Source organism: Bradyrhizobium sp. USDA 4452, from assembly GCF_054063575.1.
In genome coordinates this window covers 5,213,273-5,233,941 of sequence record NZ_JBSSGK010000001.1, presented here as the reverse complement: position 1 = coordinate 5,233,941, position 20,669 = coordinate 5,213,273, and the positions used below count along the sequence as shown (strand labels likewise).

The 20,669-nt window shown below is 60.6% G+C and carries 14 protein-coding genes and 2 pseudogenes; 1 reads left to right on the top strand and 15 read right to left on the bottom strand.

Going from position 1 to position 20,669, the window contains the following annotated elements:
- Window positions 1-25 precede the first annotated feature (25 nt).
- From ACVISU_RS24995 to ACVISU_RS24925, 15 genes and pseudogenes are all read right to left on the bottom strand, one after another.
- Window positions 26-1,618, bottom strand: a complete 1,593-nt coding sequence (locus ACVISU_RS24995; RefSeq protein ID WP_456708668.1) for an ATP-binding protein — start codon at window positions 1,616-1,618, stop codon at window positions 26-28.
- Complete coding sequence (locus tag ACVISU_RS24990; RefSeq protein WP_456708667.1) at window positions 1,596-1,880, bottom strand: hypothetical protein; 285 nt, start codon at window positions 1,878-1,880, stop codon at window positions 1,596-1,598. The genes ACVISU_RS24995 and ACVISU_RS24990 overlap by 23 nt, the downstream gene beginning before the upstream one ends.
- Window positions 1,881-2,103: 223 nt before the next feature.
- On the bottom strand, window positions 2,104-2,274 hold the full coding sequence (locus ACVISU_RS24985) for a multicopper oxidase domain-containing protein (RefSeq protein ID WP_456708666.1): 171 nt from the start codon (window positions 2,272-2,274) through the stop codon (window positions 2,104-2,106).
- Window positions 2,275-2,343: 69 nt separating this feature from the next.
- Complete coding sequence (locus tag ACVISU_RS24980) at window positions 2,344-2,607, bottom strand: hypothetical protein (protein ID WP_456708665.1); 264 nt, start codon at window positions 2,605-2,607, stop codon at window positions 2,344-2,346.
- Window positions 2,604-3,323, bottom strand: coding sequence for a transposase (locus ACVISU_RS24975; RefSeq protein ID WP_456708664.1), 720 nt, complete (start codon window positions 3,321-3,323; stop codon window positions 2,604-2,606). The genes ACVISU_RS24980 and ACVISU_RS24975 overlap by 4 nt, the downstream gene beginning before the upstream one ends.
- A gap of 218 nt (window positions 3,324-3,541) precedes the next feature.
- Window positions 3,542-4,825 (bottom strand): IS256 family transposase, encoded by a 1,284-nt coding sequence (locus tag ACVISU_RS24970; protein WP_456708663.1) that lies wholly within the window; start codon window positions 4,823-4,825, stop codon window positions 3,542-3,544.
- Between the two features lie 417 nt (window positions 4,826-5,242).
- Window positions 5,243-6,037 carry a hypothetical protein gene (locus ACVISU_RS24965; RefSeq protein ID WP_456708662.1) on the bottom strand — a complete coding sequence of 265 codons (795 nt, stop codon included), beginning with the start codon at window positions 6,035-6,037 and terminating at the stop codon, window positions 5,243-5,245.
- Window positions 5,943-7,415: a hypothetical protein gene (locus ACVISU_RS24960; RefSeq protein WP_456708661.1), complete on the bottom strand. Its 1,473-nt coding sequence runs from the start codon at window positions 7,413-7,415 to the stop codon at window positions 5,943-5,945. Before ACVISU_RS24960 ends, ACVISU_RS24965 begins: the two co-directional genes overlap by 95 nt.
- Before the next feature lie 1,195 nt (window positions 7,416-8,610).
- Window positions 8,611-9,027: a YybH family protein gene (locus ACVISU_RS24955; protein WP_456708660.1), complete on the bottom strand. Its 417-nt coding sequence runs from the start codon at window positions 9,025-9,027 to the stop codon at window positions 8,611-8,613.
- Window positions 9,028-9,047: 20 nt separating this feature from the next.
- Complete coding sequence (locus tag ACVISU_RS24950) at window positions 9,048-12,410, bottom strand: AAA family ATPase (RefSeq protein ID WP_456708659.1); 3,363 nt, start codon at window positions 12,408-12,410, stop codon at window positions 9,048-9,050.
- Window positions 12,407-13,819: a flavin-dependent monooxygenase QhpG gene (gene qhpG / locus ACVISU_RS24945; protein WP_456708658.1), complete on the bottom strand. Its 1,413-nt coding sequence runs from the start codon at window positions 13,817-13,819 to the stop codon at window positions 12,407-12,409. The genes ACVISU_RS24950 and qhpG overlap by 4 nt, the downstream gene beginning before the upstream one ends.
- Entirely contained in the window at window positions 13,812-15,164 is a 1,353-nt protein-coding gene (locus tag ACVISU_RS24940) for a radical SAM protein (protein WP_456708657.1), read from the bottom strand. The genes qhpG and ACVISU_RS24940 overlap by 8 nt, the downstream gene beginning before the upstream one ends.
- A 26-nt stretch (window positions 15,165-15,190) precedes the next feature.
- Window positions 15,191-17,557, bottom strand: a complete 2,367-nt coding sequence (locus ACVISU_RS24935) for a hypothetical protein (protein WP_456708656.1) — start codon at window positions 17,555-17,557, stop codon at window positions 15,191-15,193.
- Window positions 17,558-17,574: 17 nt separating this feature from the next.
- Window positions 17,575-19,047 (bottom strand): ferritin-like domain-containing protein, encoded by a 1,473-nt coding sequence (locus ACVISU_RS24930; RefSeq protein WP_456708655.1) that lies wholly within the window; start codon window positions 19,045-19,047, stop codon window positions 17,575-17,577.
- A gap of 746 nt (window positions 19,048-19,793) precedes the next feature.
- A pseudogene (locus ACVISU_RS24925) lies at window positions 19,794-20,232 on the bottom strand (ISL3 family transposase); the annotation flags it as partial.
- A gap of 145 nt (window positions 20,233-20,377) precedes the next feature.
- On the opposite strand from ACVISU_RS24925, the pseudogene ACVISU_RS24920 reads away from it, so the two are divergent.
- A pseudogene (locus ACVISU_RS24920) lies at window positions 20,378-20,533 on the top strand (DUF4236 domain-containing protein); the annotation flags it as partial.
- Window positions 20,534-20,669 lie beyond the last annotated feature (136 nt).

The window sequence follows — 20,669 nt, the reverse complement described above, 5'->3', positions numbered from 1 at the left end:
TGGACATGCGACCTGCCCTACCTGCTCACGACGTCAGCGCGATCCTGAGCATCCGCGCGAGATCGGCGCTGACGTAAGGCTTCGGCAAGAGCAGCACGCCGGGGTCGAGCCGGCCATGATGGACGAGCGCGTTCTCGGTATAACCGGAGGTGTAGAGTACCTTGAGCGCGGGGCGCCGCTTGAGCGCTTCGGTCGCCAACTGACGGCCGTTCATCCCTCCCGAGAGCATCACGTCGGTGAACAGGAGATCAATGCGTTCGCCCCGGTCAATGATGGCCAGCGCCTCGGCGGCATCGCGGGCGGCCAGCGTGTGATAGCCGAATCGGCTGATCTGCGTCACGACATATTCGCGGACCAGCACGTCGTCCTCGACCAGCAGGATGGATTCGTCGCCTCCTTCGCTTCCCGACACGCCGGCATCAACGGCCGGCGCCTGCGGGGGCCCCGCGGCCTGCGGCAGATAGAGCTTCACAGACGTGCCGTAGCCCTGTTCGCTATAAATCTTGATATGGCCATCCGACTGCTTGACGAAGCCGTAGACCATGCTCAAGCCTAGCCCGGATCCCTTCCCCGCGTCCTTGGTCGTGAAGAACGGCTCAAACACCTTGTCGAGTATGTTGCCGGGCATTCCGACTCCCGTGTCGCTCACGGCAATCATGACATATTGACCCGGTCTGACCTCTGCATTGAGGCGCGCATAATTCTCGTCGAGCACAGCATTCCTGGTTTCCAACGTCAGCTTGCCGCCGGCGGGCATGGCGTCGCGCGCATTCAGGGCGAGGTTGAGGATCGCCGTCGAGAGCTGGCTGGGATCGATCAGGGCCGGTGCGAGATCGTGCGCCAGCATCGATTCGATTTCGATGTCTTCGCCCAGCGTTGGACGCAGCAGACGCGCAGCATCGACCACCAGCTCGTTGACGTCGGTCGAGCGTGGCTGCAGTGGTTGCCGGCGGCTGAAGGCCAACAAATGCTTGGTCAGGTCGGCTCCCCTTGCGGCTGCAGAGTTGATCAGATCGGCAATCCGGGCGAGATGTGGGCGATCTTTGACTGCATCGCCGAGAATTTCGATTGTTCCGGTGATTACGGTCAGGATGTTGTTGAAGTCGTGCGCGACGCCGCCGGTGAGCTGGCCGATAGCCTCCATCTTCTGCGCTTGCCGGATCTGGGCCTCGTGGGCCTCGATCTCCTGAAAGCGCTTCACCATGGCCTCGGCCTTGCGGCGCTGCTTCGCCTCCTCCTCAAGCGCCGCATAGGCTTCAGTTAGTTGGATACGCGTCGGCAGTACCAAAATCCGCGGCAGCATCAGCAGCAGCGCCAGCATGATTGCAAGCGAGACCGGCGCAAGCAAGACCTTGGTAACGGTTTCAATTTCGTAAGCCGGCGCCCACATTGTGAGGATCGAAAGCAGGCGGGCCAGTCCGCAGAGTGCGGCGAAGATAGCGAATGCCAAGAGCACACCCCCGAACATCACTTGACGCCGCCGCCGCCACACGAAGAATGCAAGCACAAAGGCGGTCGTAAAGAAGGCGCCAGCGACAAAAGCGTCGGAAACGACGCTCAGCCAGATCGACTCCTGCTGCCACGGAAGGCATGCGTCATGGGGGATAATTGTCGACATGTACGGAAGAACTCCAGGAAAAAAGCTCAAAAAGCGCGCAGTGGCGATCCGACCCGTCGATCAAATCATGATCGACGTGGTACGAATGGAAGGCAATCGCCGAGGTGATCGTCGCGACGTCGACGTCGCGTGCTTCCCGATTAGATGATCCCAGGAATTTGTCCACCCACCGGCATTCCTGGACATGCGCGCAGTCGTCGCGGTCGCTGAACGCGTCCAAATCGGCGCACAGCGAGAGCTGTCCTTTGCCGACAACCTGCATCGCAGCGCCCTTCGGAACCAGCGGCGCACAGGAGCGGCACATCATAGAATACGAAATCGAGTGCGGTGTTGAACAGCTGCCAGGAGCGCACCGCTGCTCGACCGGCCACATCGGCAGCTCAAAAGCCGCAAGTGAGAGCCCGGAGATGTCGGCCCGTTCTGCTCAGTCATTGCAGCTCCTTCACTCATGCGGCCTGCATGATTGACGGACCGGGCTGACCGCTTCAATGACGCCCGTTGGCGACGCCACCTGCTCCGTCCGGAATCGGCCCCCGAACGTTCTGCATCATTCCCCGATCCTCGCGATCGAGGATGTGACAGTGAAAGACGAAATCGCCGATGTGTCGGCGGTAACGCGATCGAGTGATGATCGTATACCCGCCCTTGATGAACAACGTGTCGCACCATTCGCCCCTTCAGGGTGGCATATTGCGGATCGTCCGGTCCGCTATCGACGCTTACGTTCACGTTGAGGGATTGCGGACCGCCACGATTTTGAACGGATTGACGTAGATTTGGAAGGGATGGCCGGGCGTACCACCTGTCGGGGTCCACTCGTCCGCCGATCCGAGCGTCAGAATGCGAGGCCGCCCCTTGGGATCGTACAGGACGCCCTTGACCTGGAAGCCTGCCGCTCCGATTCTGAGGTCCGCCGTCTGCTGTCCCTTGATCTCGCCATCGGTGATGTCCGGATGCGGAGCGAACGACGTGAGGCGGAGATGGTTCAACAGCTCGTCGCGGACCTTCTGACGCACGACTGTCGAGACCAAGCATCTCCTGCACCTTCGCGGCAAGCCCATCGTGACCGATGACCAGCCGGACTTGTCCTCCTTGGCGCCTTCACAGATGCCAAGGATCTCCCGGAACCCCTCGGCATTGACCGCCGAGACCCCAGCAGCGACACGTTGCGAACCTCACCGGCCCAGCTGCGCTTCATCACGATGCCATCGAGGTAGAGATACGGATGCTCGCCTTCAATCCTGCGATTGCGCCACGCCTCGATCTTGGCATAGATTTTCTTGTTCAGGTTCGCCCCTGTGCTCGGGCTGACCCGAGTGCCCCACAGCGCCTCGGTGATATCTTCAACCCGGCGAACCGAAATTCCGGCCAGATACATCTCGATCAGCGCTTCCTCTACCGAGCTCTCCCGCCGCCGGTAGCGCTCGATAATCGCCGTCTCGAAGGTTTGCCGCCGCAGCTTCGGGACCTTCAGATTGACGTCACCCGCCTTGGTGTGCAGCGTTCGCTCGTAGCTGCCTGCCCGCGTGTCCTGCCGGGCCTGGCAGCGCTCATAACGCCCAGCACCGCACAACTGGTCCGCTTCGGCCTCCAGCATGGCGTTCAGCGTCTCTTCCACCGTCCCGCGCACAATCTCGCCCAGATGATCCCGAATCCGGGCCTCATCAATCTGGATCACCTGATCCATGGCATTCCCATCGTTCATTCAAAGCTCCTTCATTCTAGAAGAAGCCGTCAGTCCTGAAAGAGCGAAAGATTCTGTACGTTATCCGCCCTCGACTGCCACGCTGTCCTCAAGGTCTTGCGCGGGATTCCCCCGGTGTAGGCAAATCGAGTCTGGCTCTTTGGAGTGGGCACGTCGCACGACACATCGCACCTGGGTCGAAAGGAGCTATCGCTAAATTTTGGTGACGGCCTGGCCGGTCAGGCGGCGGCGGTTGTGGGCTGACGGTCAGTCGGTTTGGCGATGACCTCGATCCCATCGTTGAATGTCACACCGAGAACGAGTTTTGGCAACTGGTTGTGGCCATCGAGACGACGCCAGCTTTTCTGCGCGGCCTCAAGCAGTTTGAAGACCATCGCGAGCGCCGTCCTGTTGGACAGGCAACCGTTCGATCGGATCGTGCGGTGGCGCACGGTAGCGAAGGTGCTTTCAATGGGATTGGTCGTCCGCAGGTGTTTCCAGTGCTCGGCCGGGAAGTCGTAGAACGCCAGCAGGGTGTCCCGATCCTTGCTCAGGCAGTCGGCCGCCTTCTCGTATTTGGGCGTGTAGCTCTCGATGAAGGCGTCGAACGCCAGCTCGGCGGCGGCCTTGGTTTCGGCCATCCAGATCTCCTGCAACGCGCGTTTGGCCTTCGGCTGCTGGCTCTTCGGCAACTTGGCGAGCACATTCGCGGTCTTGTGCACCCAGCAGCGCTGCTCGCGCGTTTTCGGCCAGACCTCACCGGCGGCCTTCCAGAACCCGAGCGCGCCATCGGCGATGGCGAGCCGCGGTGGCACGTCGAGCCCGCGCCGCTTAAGGTCGAGCAGCAGATCGCGCCAGTCGTGCGCGCTCTCGCGGGTGCCATCGGTAAAGCCGACCAGTTCCTTGCGGCCTTCCGGCGTCGCGCCGATCAGCACCAGGATGCACTGCTTTTCGTCTTCGAGGCGTGCTTGGAGATGGATGCCATCGGCCCAGATGTAGACGTAGCGCTTGGCCGACAGATCGCGCCTCTGCCACGCGGTGTGTTCGTCGAGCCAACCGTCCTTCAGACGGCCGATGGCCGATGCCGACAACCCGGCAGCATCCTTGCCGAGCAGCGCCGCCAGAGCCTCGGAGAAGTCGCCGGTGGAGATCCCCTTCAGGTAAAGGATCGGCAGCAGCGTCTCGATCGATTTCGAGCGGCGCATGTAGGGCGGCAGGATCGACGGAGAGAACCGGATGCGGTCGGGGTCGGTAGCGTCCGCCTCGCGATCGCGTACACGCGGCTGGCGGACCGCGACCGGACCGATACCGGTCATCACCTCACGTTCCGGCAGATGACCGTGGCGCACGACGCGTTGGTGGCCGTCCGCGGTCTTCAAATCGGCATGCTTGCCGAGAAAGTCCGCGACCTCGGCCTCGACCGCCTGGGCCAACAGAGCACGCGCCCCATTGCGCAAGATTTCGGTGAGTTGATCGTCGACGTTTCCTGGCTGAATCAGCTTGATGATGTTATCTTTGGACACGGCATATCGCTCCTTCGGTGGAGAAGTGGAGGCTTCAAGCACCCCCACGATATGCCGCCTTTCCGATTCCCGCCGTCACCAACTTTCAGCGATAGCTCGTCGAAAGCTCGCCTTCGAACTCCGGCACGAGCTCAAAGCCGCAGCTATAGGTAGTCTGACGGATTCGACGAACATCCGCGCCCGCTAAGTACGTCGACGACAACGATCTCGAGAGGAGCTGAAATATCTCAGAGCGGAGATCTACCGGCGCGACATCCAGATCGCGCACCATGCCGTCACCTACGCGGTCGGTATTCCCGTGGGGTCCCGCGAGCCGGGCAAGCCCGAGCACGTCAGGTGCCGCCGCCAAGGAGATCTGCGCCGCCAGGCTTTATCATCGTCGCCCTAGATCCATGCTGCTCGAACGCAATCATTTGCTTAGCGCACGGCGCTCGCAAGCAAGCGCCGTGCCCAGCCGATCTGACCTTCCCCTTCCACGAGGTCCCAGTTATTGAGCCGTAAATACACGTTGGCGACCACATCGGACTTCATCTTGCCAACTGGCTTGGTCGAAGCGTCTGGCAAAGCGAAGAGGGGCAGAATGCCTTCGGTGACGACATAGGTCTTTGCTACCGGGCGTCGGTCCGGGGGAATCATTGACAACGCGGCTTGCAGCGTCTTGGCGTTGTGGCCCGGATCCTGGGTAAGCCGGAGTGCGGTCGCGATCTGCTGCGGGTTCGAGGGATAGATCCTGCCAGAGGTGCGGATCGACTCAATCATTAGATTGAAGGAGGTGAGCGCCTCCTTCCTCTCGCCGTGGTCGAGCAGTACCAAGCCGCGGGCATAATCAAGCATTGCGGTAAAGAGGGGCAGTGGGCCGTCCAGCGCCTCGCCGCGGCCGGCCCAGTCGATGCCATCGGCGTAGTTCTCGCTGATCCACGCCCGGCTCCCCTTGTCCAAGGCAAAGGTCCCATCATACTCTACGATCCGATTGTAGAAATAGTAGGCGGCCGTCTCGGCAATGAACCCCATCCGGCAGTGGTCGAAGCCGGGCAGCTTCGGCAATGACTGAAGTGTCGGATAGAAGTGGTTCGAAGGATAGAGCTTTAACAGTCGCTGCGCAGCACGCCGGACGTCCTCATCCGAGCTGCACAGGGACTCGACGATGATCCGATAATCGTCGGACCGGAAGCCCGGAATGTCTCGGGTTTTGAAGAGGCGATCGGACTTCAACGATTGATCCCACGTTCCGCAGACCCTGGACGACGTAGTCGGCGACCTTCCCCCACGATTGGTAGAGCTCGGTGCGGTCGCGGTCTTCGCCGCGCACATAGGCATCCACCTGATCGGTGAGCGATTCGCTGCCTGCTGCGGGAGTGGTCTTCGGCTGCAAAGGTGCGATTGGAGAAGCAGTCGGACCCGGAGTGGATGTTGAGCTTAGATCAGGCAGAGTACGTGGCTCCTCGTTGGTGGGCGCCGCGGATGACACAGTCGTTTTCGGCGCGGGTCCGCTCGTTTCCCTGATCTGCGTCGAGGCTGACGTATTTTGCCTTGGCGGTTCTGATGAGTCGGCCGACGATGATACCCTCGCAAGTCTCGGCACTGACCGAGCGTGCGGCGGCAGGTCCGGCTGGGTGTCCTGTGGGTCGAGGTTCGAGCGGTCGCGCGCCAAGACCGAATAGCGCGGCAGCGGGCTCAACAGAACAAAGCTCAGCGCCCTGCTGCCGACGCTGTTGGTCTGGAGGGTGAAGTGTCCGTCGAGGGGCGTCTTGTTTGACTTAGTCGCCACGCGTCCTTCTATGCACGATTCGTCGGCGGTTAAGTCATTGCTCTGCAGCGCGGCGGTAACAGCTTGTTGGATGTACTGCTGCGAAAAATAGAGGTGGAATTGCGGGTTGCTTCCCCCCGACACGAGATCCATTGGCGTAGACACGTCGCGCTGGCCCGCGATGATCTCGAAGCTAAGCTCGCATCGGGCGAAGGTGCGGGACAAGTCCTTACCGACCGGCCGGTAGACGGCGATCAAAAGCCGATGCGTGCCGACGCGGGGTGGGACTTTGAGCGAGACGTTGTCCGGATCCCGACTGAACGTGAGGTCCGAATTCGCCGCGCCGACGAACACTCGATACTCGTCGTTGCCGATCGTCTGGCGATCCGGCACGTTGTGAATGTCCAGCGCATACATCGGCGCTTCCTCAGGCGGCTGGCCGAGATAGGCTAGGGCAAACCCAACGATAATCATCGCAATCGCCCCGCCCAATGTCGCATGCACCGGAGTTCCCGGAATTCTCAAAGTCGAACGGACAACCGCCGACCCGCCGACCAAGGCACCGGCGCCTCCACACAGCAGCGCGAAAATCAGTTCGATCATCCAGTAGGTCTGACGGCTCGCAACAAAAAGTTCACCGACGACGAAGACCGCGACGAACGCGACAACGGTCACGAGCACGAGGACGGCGACCGCCAGGAGGATCTGAGGGGTCGATGGGATTGCCCTATCGATATTGCCCCCATCGGGGACGACGTCGGATGCGCTCGCCTGGATTCTATTGTTGCCGGAATCGCCGATCGCCTGAATGCGATCGGCGTCTTGTGCGCTACTCCCTGTCATGGCCAACACTCCTCGTTCTGTGAGTGGATGCCTTCTTGAGGGTATTCCTGACAGGATCGCCCTAGTGTGAGTTACTTCACAGCCGAGCTGCGATTAAATCGATCTGATACGCTCCAGATTGGGGCCAGCGAGGATTTGCCAATGTTGACGCCGTCTAATTCGAGCATCCTCCGCCACGATCGCGGGCGACGACCGGGATCGTGGGATGAGCAGAGAGCCAGGCTTGAGCTGTTGCGGGTTCAGAATTCGGACGCAGGGTGATCCCCGGCACCTTCCAGGTTGCAGATGATGCTGGCGTATCGCGTGACTGCGCCGCCAGGCCCAGCCGTCAATGCTGATAACCCTGATCGGGTCAGTCAGTTGGAGGACGCCTACGGCGTCGAACGACCCAAAGAAGCGTATCTTTGCTCACCGGCAACATCAGCCGCTTTGCAAGAGCCGATAGCTTGGATATGAGATGTCAAGCCGCTGAAGCCGGGGAAGGCTCATGTTACATTCGAAGTCACATCCCACGTCAAGACGGGCAAAGACAAGGAACCCGCGCCATCCCGCGTGGCCGCAGCAGGCGCAAACTACCCGACCCGCTCTTGTCAGGGAAGTATCGCTCTTTCCGCGGTTCACGGTGTGGATCGGTGCCCGACACAGAATTGCCCAGCATTGCCTCATCGAAAATGCTACCGAACAGTTCCGTAGATGACTGGGGCGGCGTCACCGAATCGGTCGGTTGCCGCTAATGGCGCGCGGGATCAGCATGGGCGCGAGGCGTTGGCTGCGGTGTAGAGGCAACACCGTGGACGAGTTGAGAAGGGACGGATCCTTGATGAGTTGACCGCAACGACAGGTTGGCAGCGCAAGCACGCGGTGCCAGCATTGTCGGTTGCCGGAAGGATCGGCCAAGCCTGCCATTGGATGAGGGGCCGACTGACGCAACCGGACCAGCGACAGGCCGGCGGCGCCAATACCCAGCGTACGGGACGCGCTGATCGCACTGTGGGAAGCCTACGATCGCATTTGCGGCAAGCGCGTCGTATCGATGTCCCAATGCTGTTGCCTGCACTCGAGCGGCGTGTCGGCTGAAGCCGACGAGCACGGAGCGTGCGATGCTGGTAACTGTGAGCGCGGCGACGATCGATCGGATTGATTTGCGGCTGCCGCGGCGACTGTCGCGCCTCATTGATCCCGCGCTCAGGATCGATCATTTGCGGTCTTTTTCCGGCACGTTCCAGTTCCAGCTATCGTAAAGCACTTTCCAGGCGCCGTGTTCGCGCTTCCAGACCACAAGATACTTTGCGGTGTTCTTGCGATCATCAGGTTTGGCATGCGGTGCGAAATGCACCACGCCGAAGTCAGAAGCCATCTCGCCTCCACTCGCGATCTCGATGTGTGTGGGCTTGAAATCCAGATACATGTCAGGCGCTGCCTTGTAGATTGTTTCCCAACTAGCGCGGATGGCTGCGTGTCCTTTGGCGGGCGGCTGATCCGGCCAAACCAGCGAACCGTCGGTTGCGTAGAACTTCATTACATGATCGATATTCTTTGCGGTTGCCGCTTTGCTCCATTCGGCATCGAGCGCCCTGATTGCCGCTTCCTCCGCGTCATGCTTCTTAGACATCGTGATACTCCTTGGTAGGTTCAGGCTTTTAAATCGTTCGGGATCGTCTCGTGGGCGCGGGCGCCGCGAAGTTCGGCCAGAAGTTGGGCAGCTTCTCTCAAATCTCTGGTGTCACGCCCTTCGGTAAACCATTCATAGACGGGCCCCAGCAGCGCAAGCGCTTCAGCCTGATCGCCTTGGCTTGCCAAAAGGCGGGCGAGTGTGGTCGCGGCGCGAAGCTCCCAGGATTTCGCGCGTTGTTCACGGGCGAACATCAAGGACTTGCGCAAGGTCGCCGCAGCTTGTTCAGGCTCGCTTCGCAAGATCAATATCCAGCCCCTCAGGCGCAGCACTTCGGCATAGTGCGACCGCTCCTCGCCGGCTTCGGTTCGAACAACACTCTCCTCGATGAGGCTCCAGGCGCCCTCGATGTCTCCGGTTAGCGCCAGCGCCTCCGCGCGCAAAGCCCTGAGATACCAGATCCAGATGCGATGCCCCGTTTGAACCAAACGCTCGATACCGCGATCCAGCTGCCTCAAGGCCTCGTTCAAACGCCCGGCGCGCAGCCACGCCACGCCGCGGCTGATCTCGGCCATGATTTCGCCAAGCAACGCGATGCCGCGCTCCTTACCGATGCGCTCGGCTTCCTCGGTACGTTGCAGCAGCGCATCGGAATCGTAGAGATAATCGAACAATTGGGCGCCGAGCGTGAGCGCAAAGGCAAGGTCGAACGGATGGCCCCGGCGCCGGGCGTTGGCCTCAGTAAGCTGGTTCGCCGCAAGCGCCTGGTCGGGATAACCCATCATCCAGAGGAACTGCGCGCGATAAATGCCTTCGCCGGTGAACGGGTCGGTGTTGGTGAGCGCCACCAGACCCCAATGCCGCTCCGGGTCGTAAAGTCTGTGCACTTCATCGCCAGAGCGGCGTGCCGCTTCGAATTCGCCGAGCCAGTAACGGCAGGCCGAAGTGGCGCGATGTCCGACGATTTCCAAGCCGTCGTCGCCGAGCTCTGCCCCGGCCTTCAATAGTCTGTCAGCCCAGCGAAGGGATTCCGTCAGCTGGTCGATGCACATATAGTGCACCGACAGCGCGTTCGATATCGGCAAGTAGGCCGTCGTGTGCTTGAGCGACTGCGCGAGCCTCCATGCTGGTTCAAGAATATCGCTAACCTCCGCCTGTCCCCAACCTCGCTGCGCCACGATCGTTGGCCCGAGCGCGGTTCTCAGCGCCATTTCCATGCGGTCGCGCGCTTTTGACGGCTGAAGCATCGATACCGCCACCATGCCAGCCCGCAAGTGGGTGACTGCTTCGGGCAAGGCAAATCGCCCGATCGCGGCTTCGCCCGCCCGCAGCCACAGCGGCGCGGCTATCCGATAACACTCCGCCGCGGTGTGATGAAAGGCGAGCAATTCCGGGGCGGAGTCGCGCGTCGCCGGCCAGCGTTCCTCGAGGAGATGGGCGACAGCACCGTGAAGCTGCCGACGTCGACTTTTCAGGAGAGATTCATAGGCGGCATCCTGAACAAGGGCGTGCGACAATGTATACACCGCGTGGGGGATCTTCCCGTGGCACGTCGCCAGCCCAGACGAGGTTAAGTGTCGTAGTCCATCGCTCAGGGCCTCCTTGCTCATCAGCTCTAGTCCGGCAAGTAGTTCATAACTGAACTCGCGGCCGATGATCGAACCCACCTGGGCGATTTCCTTGCTTACCGCTACCCGATCGAGGCGCGCCATCAGCGAGTCGCGTAGGGTCTCGGGGATCGAGACGTTGGCCGACGATCCAGCATAGGCGTACCGATCGCCGTCGAGGATCAGGTCGCCGGACTCCATGATGGTTTTCGTCAGCTCTTCAACGAACAGGGGAACGCCGTCGGCCTTGGCAACAATCTGAGCAGCAAGGCCCGGCGGCAGCGTCTTCCGCCCTAAGACATTCGCGACGAGCGAACTGCTCTGCGCCGGGGTGAACTTGGCCAAACCTATCGCGGTTACGGCAGAGTGATCCGTCCATGACGGTCTAAATTCAGGGCGCGCCGTGACGACGAGCAAGGTCGGAATGTCGGCCAGCACATCGATAAAGCGTCCAAGCAGATCGAGCGTCGTCGGGTCAGCCCAGTGAGCGTCCTCGAACAGAATAAGGATAGGTCCCGCGCGCGCCTCAGCCTGGACGATCTCAATCAAGACGCGCATCGTCTCTTCCTTGGCGAGCTTGGGGGACACGAGAATCCCCCCGTATCGTTCCTGGAACGGAATCGAGAGCAACGCTGCGACAAAGCGCATGTCGTCGCGGGCGAGACCCAGTCGGTTGACGAGCCGCGCCTCGAGCTGACCCAATTGGATCTGCGCACCCTCGTCGCGAATCGGAAGGAGCCCCCGTTCGAAAGATGAACGGACAGGATAGAAAGCGCTATTGATGAAGAATGGCGAGCATTGAAACAGCCGAGTTTGGACTGGCTCCTTTTGGAGGCTTTCGCGTAGCGCACTGACCATTCGGCTCTTGCCAATACCGGCTTCTCCGCGCAGCAGGATCGCCCGCCCCGAACCCGCCTCTTTCACCTGCCGCCACATATCTATCAATATCGACAGCTCCGTATCACGCCCAACAATGGGTGTGAGCCCGCGTTTGGTTGCTGCTTCAAAGCGGCTCTCGGCCTCACTCAAGCCCAGTACGTGATAAATCTTTGTAGGGCCGCTGACGCCCTTCAGATCCTTCTTCCCTAGATCCTCATATTCGAACTCCCCGCCCGCCAACCGCCGCACGCTTTCGCTCACCACGACGGAGCCCGGTTTGGCGACCGTCTGAAGGCGGGAAGCCAAGTTCATGGTTTCGCCGAACGCATTCCGTTCGCCGGACGCGACGACAATTATGCCTGAAGCGATTCCGATGCGAACCTGCAGCCGCCCAACGCCTTTGATATTCAGCCGTGCGATGGCCTTGACGATATCCAACCCAGCGCGGATGGCGCGTTCAGCCTCCGATTCGTGCGCCAATGGAAATCCGAAAAAAGCGACGACGCCATCGCCTAGTGTCCTAAAGACGTAGCCCTCGTAACGATTTACGCAGGTCGTGCACGCCTCTTCGTAAGCGTGAAGGATGATTTGCTGCCGTTCGGGATCGAACTTATAGGCAAGCTTGGTGGACTCGACCATGTCACAGAACAGTACCGTCAACTGGCGTCGCTCACCTGTCCCCGTCCCGGCCTGCGCGGCCCATTCGTTGAGCGCCTTTTCCTCGCCCAGCACACGGAGGATTCGCTTGCGTGGACCGAACGGGATGCCAAGCTCCTTGAGGTCGCTGTCGGTTAGAACCCGAAGGGTCGTGAGGTCAACCTCGTTTTTCTCGAAGACTTCAATGAAAAGGTCGAGATCGTGTGACTTGAGCCATTCCGAGAGGGAGGCAGCTCTCATGGCGGCGTTCCGCCCTGCTTAGGCGGTCCGACCAAGACGCCGTGATTGACGAGCCAGCCTGCGATCGCCATTCCGGATTTGAGCGGCATGCGGTTCGACCAGAATTGCGCAATCTGCAAGGGCGTCTTGCCCGGCGGTAGATCTTGCAGCAGCGGCGCAAGTTCTTGGCCATCGAGAAACACCGCCGGATTTTCAAGGCGCGGATGATGTAAGGCCGACGCGAGGCTAACAAAGTTACCCCGCAGACAGGGCGTGCGGACAAACTTCAGTTCGGGTGACAATTCGACGGGCGTCATTGCCAAAGCGCTGGCGTCGAATGCCGGAAGCGGTTTGGACTCCCTCGAATCGAACGGGGCCGAACGTTGCCACCAGAACGGGCGGTCGCACTGATGCGCGACCGCGCGATAGTGCTCGGCGGCCCAGCGGCGGTGGCGTTCCGATGCATCGCTCAGCTGGCTGCCATAAAAGTCGAGAGCGGCGTTGGTCATTTCGCGCCGGCCCAACAGGGTGTTGGCGACGATGGCGCCAGAAAGCGCGGTCTGGATCGCCTTTTGAACTCCACTCGATGAAATCGGATCGATCGCCAGCGCCGCGTCCCCTAATTGAATTCGCGTTGGCGCCACACAGTCGTTGCTGAGATAGGGCGTCGCGTCGATGGCGCGCGCGGGGGCGACCAGCTCGGCGTCGCGACAGTCTGCCATCAGGCCGGAGCGAGCGATGAGCCCCAGAAAGCGCTCCGACAGATTGGAGCCCCGAGCCGACCTGAACGTTTCGGGATCGACAAACACCAGCGTATTATAGGTTCCGTCGGGCAAGGGAACACCCCAATACCAAACGTCCTCGCCCGCCTCGATCGACGGCGCGGTCCGCGCGCTTACGCCGCGCCAATAGCCATACACCGCCAGCGTGGACGCACCAGCTTTGGTTTGACGACGCGATGAAACGGCGTGCCGTCCGCTGGCATTCGCCACGAAGTCGGCAGCTAGTTGCCTGGAGGTACCGTCGGCGTGGAGGGTCAGCCGCCATTTCGCACCATCCCAAGCTTGTTCGAGCACATGCGCGGGTTGATGAACCCGCGCCCCCAAGGCCCGGGCGCGCTCCAGTAACCGCAGATCGAACTCGCCGCGGTCGACCAGCAGGCGTTCCTCTCTGGGATCCTCACGGAATCTCTGTCCGTCGGTCCATTTTACCCAGACACCCCTCACTGTTGGGAAACCCGCCGCCTCCACCGTCTCATGCATATCGGCCGCCCTGAGCAGCGTCATTACGCCCGGACTCAAGGACTCGCCCAGATGCCTGCGCGGGAACAGCTTCCGTTCGATCAGGTGAACCTGATGGCCGAGTTGGGCCATTCGCGCAGCGAATGTGCTACCGGCCGGCCCCGCTCCGATGACGCACACGTCAGCCATGAGCCGTTCCCATCAGGCCGAACCTAGCCGTTCCGGGGTCGGACGACAGCCGGAGATAGGCCTCGAGGCAATAATGCAGCCAGGCGCGGATGTAATCGCAGGCGGGACGCCCGCGCCTGATGACCTCGTGATGGCAGCCCCCGCCGCAGAGATAGCGCGCCCAGCAGGATCTGCAGGGCTCCTGCCGGTGGACATGCCTCGTTGCCAGCCAGTCAGCCTGGCGAGAAACGTCAACGCCATCGTCGAGCGAGCCCATCGCGCCAATCTCGTCTCCGACAAAACGGTGGCAGGCCGAAAGCTCGCCTTCGGCGGACACGCCGAGGTAGCCGGCGCCTGCGCCGCAGGGATAGGGGCGATGCGTTCCGCGGTGGATCTCCCGCATCGCATTGACCATGTTGGCGAAGGGATAGCGCTGGCCGCTGCGCGAAGCGCGCTCGAACTCCCGTCCGCAATCGATCATTTCCCCCAGCATGAGTTCGAGATCCTCGGACTGCATTTCGCCTTCGGCGTTGGGCGCGCTGAGCACAGGGGAAAAGCCGACGCTGTGAAAACCGGCGGCAATAAACGTGTCGAGCGTCCGGCGCAGGGAAAGGTTGCGGGGCGTCACGGTCACCCGCGCGGAAACCTGCATCCTTTGCTGCATCTTCAGCAGCGGCGCGACGCGTTTCATCACCGCGTCATAACTGCCGCCGCCGCCCTTGAACGGGCGCAAGGCGTCATGGGCTTCGCGGGGACCATCGATGCTGATGGTGACCCCAAAGCCATGCTCCTCGAAGAAGCGCCCGTCGTCCTCGCTCAGCAACGTACCGTTAGTGGTGATCGAGAAGGTGATCTTTGCCTCGCGGCTGTCTGCCAATTCCACGGCGTGCTGTGTGGCGGCCCGCAACACTTTGCGATTGACCAGCGGTTCTCCGCCGAGAAATGCTAAATTGAGGCGGGCCCCCGGTTGGGCGCTTCCCACCAGCAAGTTCACCGCGCGAAGTGCCTCGCCGAGTTCCATGTTCTTGGCGGCCCCGCCGAACTCGCCTCGCTGGGCGTAACAATAGGTGCAGCCGAGATTGCACTTCTGTGCGATCGCCAGCGAAAGCGCATGAATCGGCGGCGCGGAACTCGGCCCATCGTCGATCAACGGCGGTTCGCCGATGCCGATACTGGACAAAGCCTCGCTCACCCGATCGGTCGCGATCGCGGCGCCGAGGCGAGCGAACAGGTCCGGCTCGATGTTGAACAGCCGGCTGCCGTTAGCCACGAACAGATGATGGCCGGCCTCGCTTTCAAGCAGATGGATGTCCGGCGAGCGTGGCGCGCCGGCGGCCATGAAACGCATCGCGGCGGCTGAGGGCATTGCAAATCCGTCCACGCCCATGCTGATCACTTTTTCTTCGGGAATTCAGCGTCGGCGCGCTCGGATTCCTCATCGGGCTTGTAGTCCCGTCCCCCCACCTGGAATTTGAGGATGCGCTCCCATTCCCTGAACAGGTCGTCGTACATGATGAGCCGCGAGTCCTGGTAATCGTCCGGAAGGTAGTCGCCGGTGCGTTCCTTCTGCAGCCAATTGTCGCCGCGGCTCGTCCCGTCCGGCCCGATGGTGACATTGACATAATCGGGCCGGCTGGAGGCCCAGTAGTAGCAGGAGCACTCGCGAAAATCGTTCTGCCAGGGCGAGCACAAGCCCTGAGTCAGTTCGCCTGCTTCCGCCAGCCTTTCCGAGACCACCGCCGAACCGGCTTCAAAGAAGTTGCGGATCTCCAATTCCTGCTCAATTGTCTTCATCCGATATTCGGGATCCTCGGAGTCATCGGAATCATCTTCGGGATATTTGCGAAGAGCAGTGCGTGGGCCCCACTTCTCGTCACTAAAAATACAGGTAACTCTCCCACCCGCCTTGGTCAGAATACGCGCAAGACTGTTCGACCACTCCATGCACATCACGCCCTGCGGGTTGTCCTCGTTGGTTTCGACGGCGGAGCCAATCGGGTTCGATGTCTTTGGTCCCTTGACCTTGACGACCACTTTGTGACCATCGATCTTGAGCAGCCGACGTCCTCGCAATTGCCGAAACTGTTGCTCGGTGTCGACGACCAAGTTGTCGTGCTCGACCAGCGTGATTCCAACAAACAGCCGGCGCCAGACCGCACGAAAATCGAACTCGAGGCCCGGACAGCAGTTAGCAATGGCCGTGATCGGGTGTGAACTGATTGGATTGCCCGCCGCCTTGTACAGCAGTTCTGCGCTCTTGTTCACCGGGCGCAACTGGACAAGCTTTTCCGCATCGATTGTTTGCAACGGCGGTGGTGCAGCCGGCTCTTGCTTTGGAGGCGAACCAGGCTCCTGCTTGGCCTCCTTCGAGGCGGGCGGGACCATGTTTGGCGGCCCGATCTTTTCGATCGCCTTGATCTGTCGGCGCGTCAAAGCGAGATAATTACTGTCGGCACCACACATGAGCGCGGGCATCTTGCGCCGTCCGTCGTCGGTCAGATCGGCGACCTCTTCGGGCTGCCGAAGCAGCTTTGCGAACCAGGCAGCGCTCCCGCTCGTTACTGCCGCGAAGACGCGTTGATGCAATGCCATGATGGCGCGCGTGTCCGCCGCCGGTGGCGAAAACACCGGCCGCAGCGGGCGTTGATTGGCGAACGCCTCTTCGGCCGGCATGGTATCGAGATCGATGCCATCGCGGCCTCTGAACGGATTTCCGTTCATGACGGCGACGTTCATGAAGCGGACGGTTTCGAACGCCCGCCGCACGATCTCCAAAGCGCGCTCGCGCGAATCGCCGTCGATCTCGACGCCTTCGCGCGCCTGCTCGAGATCGTCAAGAAGATTGCGAACAAACAACGTGTCGGGCGCATAATGCGGCGGCGCAACGCCGATACGCGCCTTTGCACGTAAAGTCTTGCCGGATACCGTGAGTTTCGCGCGTACGAACCCGTCGCAGGCATCATCGAAATAGCCGCGACTCTTGGCCTTCTCCTGTTTGAGCCATGGCGGCGCAGGCGGAATGATCGCGAACAGATCGGGGGGCACGGTATCGATATCGTGTTCTTTCTCCTTCTGGCGTTCATGCTCCCAACGCACCCAGGACTTGGAGTTGGACTTCGGCTTGGCGTTCTGGCCCGGGTCTTTGTAAACGCGCGCAGCCAGAAACTCTTCGTCCAGATGGTCATCCGCGGGCTGCTCGGGGCCGTAGATGCGTCCGGCCGCCGGCGTGAAGCGCAAGCGGATGTGAGGATACTTCCTGTTGGGCTTGATGTACTGCACCTCGCCGAGTTCTATCGAAGCGCCGGCGACAAAGTTGTCGCACATGCCCTCAAGCTTCTGAGCCGCATGGTCTGAAAACCACTTGGTTTCTGCCTTGACTTTATCCCGTTCATTGTTGGTGCGCCGGAACACCTTGCGATTTTCCACCTCGATGCGCCATTCCAGCGTAGCTTTCCTCAGCATGTCTTGATCGAGGTGGACGAAACGGCCGTCATCAAGCTCGCCCCACAGTTCGAAGAATGGTGCCACCGGGCGGACCTTGCCGCCCTGCTTGAAAATGATCGTCTCCGGCGTATTCTCCGCCGTGATCTCACCGTTCGCCGAAACCTGGAAAGTCGGCTCGGGTACGATGCGGCGATACCCAAGAGGGTCATCATCCGTCTTCGGCAGTTCAAGCCTGTAATTGTCGACCGGTTCCGGGTGCGAGCCAAAACGCGCAAAGGCTAGAGGCGGCAGGATCGCAATTCTGTTGATCGTCATCGCACCAGCCCCCCAGTCTAGCGGAGACCTTCAAAAACGGTATTGATCCATTCAAGCGCGCCCCTGTCGGCTTTCATCAACGCCGCGAGGTAGTTTCTCGCTACTGGTCTGGTCTCCACAGCACATGCATGGCTCTTGTCGCCGAGCAGCTTCTTGCAAAGCTCTAGCGATGTAGCGATCGCCTCTCTGTGAATCCGCCAGGTATCGCGCTCGTTCGGCGGAAGCGTCAGGCGGAACGGCATCTCGAATGGCGGTCCGGCGCGCGGACTTTTCGGATCTTGCAGATCCCCCAGATCTTGATCATCTCTCAACGGCGACTTGACGAGAATTTCGGCAATCGCCTTTATGTTGTACATCTCGCCGAACACGCGGTGGATAATTTGACCGCGCAGATGCGCCGTTGCCGGCGGAGGATGCCGTCTGGTCAGCGTGAGCGCATGCAGCAGCCAGGTCAGCAGCATACGATATCGAACATTGAAAAGCCCCGCTAACCGGCGCGACCGCCTGCTCTCGATCTTAGTCCTGCTTCCAGTTGTACCCTGCGCCGAACGGCGTTTCTCGGAATAGTCGCTCGACGGGCTGAGTGGAACGTTCCAACTGAACTCACTCGCATCCTTGTAGTTGCTAAGCTCCCTGTACATCGCGTGGAAGCGCCCGTAATGGCTGTCTTCAGGTTCTATCTTTTGAATATCGGCGCGGACCGCTCGCAGAATATTGTTGCCTCCCATCAATTGTTCGACCGCAACGAGGCCTTCGCCCTGCTCGGAAAGCCCTGCTAGAGCGAGGATGGCCTGCTCTCGGGTCGTGACTTTGCTGATGAACAGGTTAGCCCGTTGGGAGCCTGTTTGCGCGGCGACCTCTACAGTTGTCGTCTTAGGTGCAGGATCGCCGCGGTAGCTGCGCCCCCAGTCATCCCAACTCATCTGGCCGAAGGCGGCGTCGACAAAGCAGTGGTCCGGGATCTTCTCGGGATCGCCGAGAATGCTGACGATCTGGTGGTAAAGCTCCCCGACGTGTTTGACTTCGGCCCCGAAGTTCTCTCCTTGCTGGTTGATATGCTTCTCCGCGTCCTCGCGAATTGCAGCGTACTCTGCAGCGCGCTTGCGGTCCTTTTCCAGACCCACCGGCATTTCTGCATAGCAATAGCAGGCCAGGGAGCCGCGGGTCAGGCGCTCGAGCTGGAACGGAAAGGCCTGGAACGGCGTATCAAAGGGGTAGTCCTCGCGGTCGATGTTGATGGGGCCGCCAAGCAGCGCGAGGATGTTCTGCACCGTCAGCAGATGTCCCATTTCCTCGCGCGCGATCAGCAACAGAGTCTCGCGCCAGCGCCGCGCCTGCTCGACATCGTCGCGCAGCGAATAGGCCGCGTACAAATATTGCACCATGAGGGCATGCTCGATCGATGCCCCCATCTGCAAGAGCACGAGTAGATATTCGTACCAGGAAAGTTCTCGGCTACGGTTGATCTGACGCTCTAGACGTTGCAGCACAACAGTCCTCCCCAAGCAAGCAGACCCTAGCTCACGTCATCTCCACAAAATCGACGGCATGCACAATCAGCATATAGCAGCTCAAAGTAGCAATCGAACCATACACCTCCGGAACGGGTCTCGGAAGACCGAGCCGCGCCTCTGCTTGACTACCTCTAAATGGTAGGCGCCAGACCCGCCGACTGTGCGCCGCGAGGTTAGACAATGACCAACGATCGCCTCGTGCAGCCGCCGCTGATTCTCTCGCATTTGCGCTTGGCGATATGCAGACCGAATAACCTGCAACACGGTCGCCTCCTTTAGGCGGAGCCAAATAGCTACACTTTGGCACATCCATGCCGTCGACTAGGCGTCCGCCCCGTCATTGAGCGGCTGAACGACTTATGTCCGCCAACAGCCGGAGATGGCAAACGTTATCCGAGGTCGCACAAGGGCAGACTCCGTCTACAACGCCTTTATTGTTCGCGCTTATGAGGATGTCGCCGGACAGCGCGGCCACAGCTGCCTTCTCCCCATCGTGGGGAAAGATCCACTCCGCTGACGACATCAAGGCCAGCAATCTCTGCGCCTGTTCGGCGGAATCGCTGTCGGCAGATCGGTAGAACCGGCCAGCTAGGCGATGGCCTGCGACACGCGAGCGGTTCTATGCGCGCGGCTGGCATACCGGAATGATATAACTCTGGCGGCCAATTGCTGTGTTTCGGCCTGGAATTAAAGGCTCTGACGCAACTTTGGTGCAGCTCCGATCATTCTGCGCCGATCAATCTTGCTTGAAGAAGATCGATTTCCGCGCGGCCATACATTTGAGCCCAACGAGCTTAAGGTTCGTGGTCTGACCTTCAGTCTGTTCGTTGGACCACGGCAAAGTGATTGCTGCTCGAACCGCCGCTTCATCTTTCGCGGTGCCACTGGGGCACGAGGCGACGGGATTTGCGCGAGCGCGGTATCCGGTCTCGTGAGCAAGTCCCGTCCGATCGTCATGAGACGCGCCTCCGAAGCCCACGCTGCTAAGCGGCGTCAAGGTTCAGCTACATTGCGGCAGCCGGACGCCCATTGATCGTCGAACCATGGCAAGCGCGGATCCAGCGAGCTCTGCCGAGTTCGGAATACATCGTGACGTTCGCCGCGGACTACCTGTCGTACCAGCTTCCCGCCGTGGCCGGTCTGACACACGATTTGCTTGATAAAGGTATCGTTAGCGCCTCTGCGCTTTGAATGCCGCCCCGTAACTTTACGGGCTGGCATCCTCGCATCACGACTTGAGCAACGGTCCGAATACGCGATAAAAGACATCCTTACTACTTTTGCTTGATTTTATTTTTGGTGGCACATGGGATTTCGGTTTCGCCAGAGCTTCAAGATCATCCCAGGCGTTCGGTTAAATTTGAGCGGCAGCGGCGCCAGCGTCTCACTCGGGCCTAGAGGAGCCCACATTACCATTGGCCCGCATGGTACGAGAGCTACGGTCGGCCTGCCCGGCTCGGGAATTTCATGGACGGGATATCAAGCCTACTCGTCCGGCAACAGCCCCTCACTTCCCAATCGTGCGTCGCCAAAGCCGACTGATCCCGGATCGAACGAAACAGCCCGCTTGGACGGAAGCGCCACTGTCATTGCTAGTG

Coding starts and splice junctions, on each gene's coding strand:
- ACVISU_RS24975 (WP_456708664.1), bottom strand. CDS start 3,323: ATGAACGATGGGAATGCCATGGATCAGGTGATCCAGATTGATGAGGCC.
- ACVISU_RS24935 (WP_456708656.1), bottom strand. CDS start 17,557: ATGACGATCAACAGAATTGCGATCCTGCCGCCTCTAGCCTTTGCGCGT.
- qhpG (WP_456708658.1), bottom strand. CDS start 13,819: ATGGCTGACGTGTGCGTCATCGGAGCGGGGCCGGCCGGTAGCACATTC.
- ACVISU_RS24955 (WP_456708660.1), bottom strand. CDS start 9,027: ATGTCTAAGAAGCATGACGCGGAGGAAGCGGCAATCAGGGCGCTCGAT.
- ACVISU_RS24950 (WP_456708659.1), bottom strand. CDS start 12,410: ATGAGAGCTGCCTCCCTCTCGGAATGGCTCAAGTCACACGATCTCGAC.
- ACVISU_RS24995 (WP_456708668.1), bottom strand. CDS start 1,618: ATGTCGACAATTATCCCCCATGACGCATGCCTTCCGTGGCAGCAGGAG.
- ACVISU_RS24990 (WP_456708667.1), bottom strand. CDS start 1,880: ATGCAGGTTGTCGGCAAAGGACAGCTCTCGCTGTGCGCCGATTTGGAC.
- ACVISU_RS24940 (WP_456708657.1), bottom strand. CDS start 15,164: ATGCCCTCAGCCGCCGCGATGCGTTTCATGGCCGCCGGCGCGCCACGC.
- ACVISU_RS24960 (WP_456708661.1), bottom strand. CDS start 7,415: ATGACAGGGAGTAGCGCACAAGACGCCGATCGCATTCAGGCGATCGGC.